General features: G+C 72.4%; 4 protein-coding genes. All 4 read right to left on the reverse strand.

Translation table 11 applies throughout. From position 1 onward, the window contains the following. Positions 1-58 precede the first annotated feature (58 nt). Entirely contained in the window at positions 59-1,216 is a 1,158-nt protein-coding gene (locus tag GTQ99_RS21245; RefSeq protein ID WP_166617689.1) for a DUF475 domain-containing protein, read from the reverse strand. Positions 1,217-1,336: 120 nt separating this feature from the next. Further along, entirely contained in the window at positions 1,337-1,912 is a 576-nt protein-coding gene (locus tag GTQ99_RS21250; RefSeq protein ID WP_166617690.1) for a TerD family protein, read from the reverse strand. A gap of 95 nt (positions 1,913-2,007) precedes the next feature. Next, positions 2,008-2,811, reverse strand: coding sequence for an AIM24 family protein (locus GTQ99_RS21255; RefSeq protein WP_166617691.1), 804 nt, complete (start codon positions 2,809-2,811; stop codon positions 2,008-2,010). A 91-nt stretch (positions 2,812-2,902) separates the two neighbouring features. Continuing rightward, a partial coding sequence (locus GTQ99_RS21260) for a hypothetical protein (RefSeq protein ID WP_166617692.1) occupies positions 2,903-3,415 on the reverse strand: 513 nt, incomplete at its 5' end.

The following is a 3,415-nucleotide window of genomic DNA, read 5'->3' on the forward strand; positions in this document are numbered from 1 at the left end:
ACGCCACCCCCACCCTCGGCTCGTCCCCGGACCCTGCGCGCACCGCTGCGGCGCGGGCTCAGCCCGCGCGCACGGGGTGCGTCTCGACGTGCGACTCCTCCGGGTGGGCCCGGTTGTAGCGGATGGAGCTGATGAGCGAGGCCACGATGAAGGCCAGGCCGATGAGGCCGGTGACGACCTCGGGGATGTGGACCTCGATGCTCAGCAGCAGGATGACCGCGAGCGCACCGATGGCCCACAGGGCGCCGTTCTCCAGGTACGGGTACTGCGCGAGGGTGCCCTCCTCGACCAGGTGCACGGTCATCGACCGGATGTACATCGCCCCGACGCCGAGGCCGATCGCGATGATCACCGGGTCGGAGGTGATGGCGAAGGCGCCGATGACCCCGTCGAAGGAGAACGAGGCGTCGAGGACCTCGAGGTACAGGAAGAGGAAGAACGCCGCCTTGCCGGTGGCCCTGGCCGCCCCGCTGGGGCCGCTGGGACGGGCGGCGGCGGTCGCGCCGGCCCCCTCGGGGTGCTCGCGCCCCTCCGGGTGCTCCGAGTGCTCGACGTGGTCCTCGACGTTGAACAGCTCACCGAGGCCGTTGACGAGCAGGTAGGTCACCACACCCGCCAGGCCGGCGGCCAGCACGGTGCGGCCGTGGTCGGTGGCGAAGGTCTCGGCGACGACGAGCAGCACGGCGCCGGCCACGATGACCTGCACGTACTCGAGCTTGCCGACCTTCTCCAGGGCGCGCTCGAGCGGCCCGATCCAGTGGTGCTCCTTCTCCCCGAAGATGAAGTTCAGGAAGAGCATCAGCAGGAACATCCCGCCGAAGGAGGCGATCGTGGGGTGGGCCTGGTTGAGCTCGTAGCCGTAGGTGCCGGGGGTCTCCGGGTCCCCGCCCTCCAGGGCGAGGCGGACGACCTCGACGGGCCCGAGGCCCGCGGTGACGCTGACCAGCACGATGGGGAAGACGAGCCGCATGCCGAAGACGGCGATGATGATGCCGACGGACAGGAAGATCTTCCGCCAGAAGTCGCTCATCCGCTCCAGGATGGTGGCGTTCACCACGGCGTTGTCGAACGAGAGGCTGATCTCCAGCACCGAGAGGATCAGGACGAGGAAGATCGCCTGGAACAGCCCCAGGTGGGCGGAGAGCCCGTACCAGGCGGCGAGCACGAGGCCCAGTGCGGTCACGATGAAGGACCAGCGGTAGGTCTTGAGGATCACCTGTCAGCTTCCTGTTCATGCGGAGCCCGTGCGGGCCGGACTCAGAACCCTACTCACGGCCCCCGGGGAGACGCGCGGGCGCGCGCCGTCCCCCGCGGGGACGGCGCGCAGCCGGGTGTGTCAGACGCTGACGCCGAAGTCGGTGGCGATGCCCCGCAGGCCGTTGGCGTAGCCCTGGCCGACGGCGCGGAACTTCCAGTCGCCGCCGCTGCGGTACAGCTCGCCGAAGACCATGGCGGTCTCGGTCGAGGCGTCCTCGGAGAGGTCGTAGCGGGCGACCTCGGTGCCGCCCTCGGCGTTCACGACGCGGATGAAGGCGTTGCGGACCTGGCCGAAGGACTGCTTGCGGGTGTCCGCGTCGTAGATGGCGACGGTGAAGACGACCTTCTCGATCTCCGCGGGCACGAGGCTGAGGTCGACGTTGATCTTCTCGTCGTCGCCGTCGCCCTCACCGGTGCGGTTGTCGCCGGTGTGCTCGACCGAGCCCTCGGGGGACTTCAGCTGGTTGAAGAAGACGAAGAAGCCGTCGCTGGGGACCTTGCCGTCGGCGCCGACCATGATGGCCTGCGCGTCGAGGTCGAACTCCGAACCGGTGAACGAGTTCGCGTCCCAGCCGAGGCCGATGACGGCCTTGGTCATGCCCGGCGCTTCCTTGGTGAGGGAGACGTTGCCGCCCTTGCTGAGGCTGACGCCCATGGTGTGTGCTCCGTTCGTCCGTGCTCGTGCGTGGTCGGGTGCTTGCAGACGGCCCAACGATCACCGTCCCGCCGGAGTGCCCGGCGGCGCCGGGGTCAGTCGCGACCGCCGGAGAAGATGCCGCCCAGCGCGCCGATGCCGTGCTGGTCGGGCTTGGCGCTGTTCTTCACCAGCGCCTTGGCGAAGGCCTCGATGGTGACCGACTGCAGGATGACCCGGCCGTTGCCGCGCAGGGTGGCCAGCGTCAGGCCCTCCCCGCCGAAGACGGCGCTCATGATCCCCTGCCGGTTCAGCCGGCCGACCGTCTCCACGCCGTAGCTGATGCGGTCGTCCCAGGCCACGATGCAGCCGGTGTCGACGCGCACGGTGCCGCCGTAGTCGGCGGGGTTGATGTCGATGAAGTCGCCGGCGCCCGCGATGAGCAGCGAGCCGCGGCCGGTGAAGCGCTCCAGGATGAAGCCCTCGCCGCCCAGCACGCCCTGCCCGAGGCCGGAGAAGGCGATGTCGAAGTGCACCCCGGCCTCGGCGGCGACGAAGGCGTCCTTCTCGGCGAACCACGTCGTCGAGCCGTCCAGCTCCAGGTGGCGCATCTCGCCCGGCAGGACGCCGGCCAGCCCCAGCAGGCCGTCGCCGCCGGGGGTGTGGAAGTGCTGGAAGGCGAAGGACTCCCCCGCCAGCACGCGCTTGCCCGCCGCGGCCGCCCCGCGCAGCAGACCGCCCAGGCCGGCGCCGGCGTCCTTGCCGTGCGGGTCGCGCGGGGCCGTCAGCTTCGTCTCCATGACGACGTCGCCGGAGCAGAAGAGGAACTTGCCCGCCTCGCAGTACAGGGTCTGGCCGGGGCGCAGCGTGACGACCGCCATCTGCGTCGTGGCGCCCACGAGCTGCACGTCCAGGGTCATGGGCCCTTCCTACCGCACGCGGGGGGCCGCCGGCCCGGCCCCGGCGGGGCGGGGTCCGCCGCGGCGGCGGCGGGACGGTCGGCCACGGTGCTCAGAGGTCGAGGTCGCCGCGGCGGAACTTCGCCTCCAGGAAGCGGCTCTGCCGCTGCTGGCGCTCGACGTCGGCGTCGTGCACGGCCTCGCGCAGCTGCTTGCAGCCCTCCACGAGCAGCACGAGCTGGCTGCGCAGCTCCTGCGCGGGGGTGGTGCCGCGCGGGGTGCGGTGCTCGCGCGCGTAGTCCTCGGGCAGCGCGAGGTGGTCCTCCACCGTGCGCGGCAGGTGCTCGCCGGCCAGGGCCCGCAGGTCGTGGCGCACCTGCGCGTCGCCGTCGCGCCCGGCGGTGCGGGCCAGCAGCGGGCCGAGCAGGTCGGCGACCTCGTGGACGAGGGCGACGTCGGCCGCCTCGAAGCGGCCGGAGGCGTCGACGCGCTGCACCGCCGCCGCCAGCGCCCGCTGCGCCGCCTCCGGCGAGGGGTCCTCCCCCGGCGCCGCGAGCGGCACCGCGCCGGCCGGCGCTCCGCCGACCGGCGCCGGGCCGGGGTGCGCGGGCGCGAGCGGGGCGGG

This window comes from Kineococcus vitellinus (assembly GCF_009906315.1).
Lineage (GTDB): Bacteria > Actinomycetota > Actinomycetes > Actinomycetales > Kineococcaceae > Kineococcus > Kineococcus vitellinus.

Excerpts from the sequence above, each read along its gene's own strand:
- GTQ99_RS21250 (WP_166617690.1), bottom strand. The coding sequence starts at position 1,912 with ATGGGCGTCAGCCTCAGCAAGGGCGGCAACGTCTCCCTCACCAAGGAA.
- GTQ99_RS21255 (WP_166617691.1), bottom strand. The coding sequence starts at position 2,811 with ATGACCCTGGACGTGCAGCTCGTGGGCGCCACGACGCAGATGGCGGTC.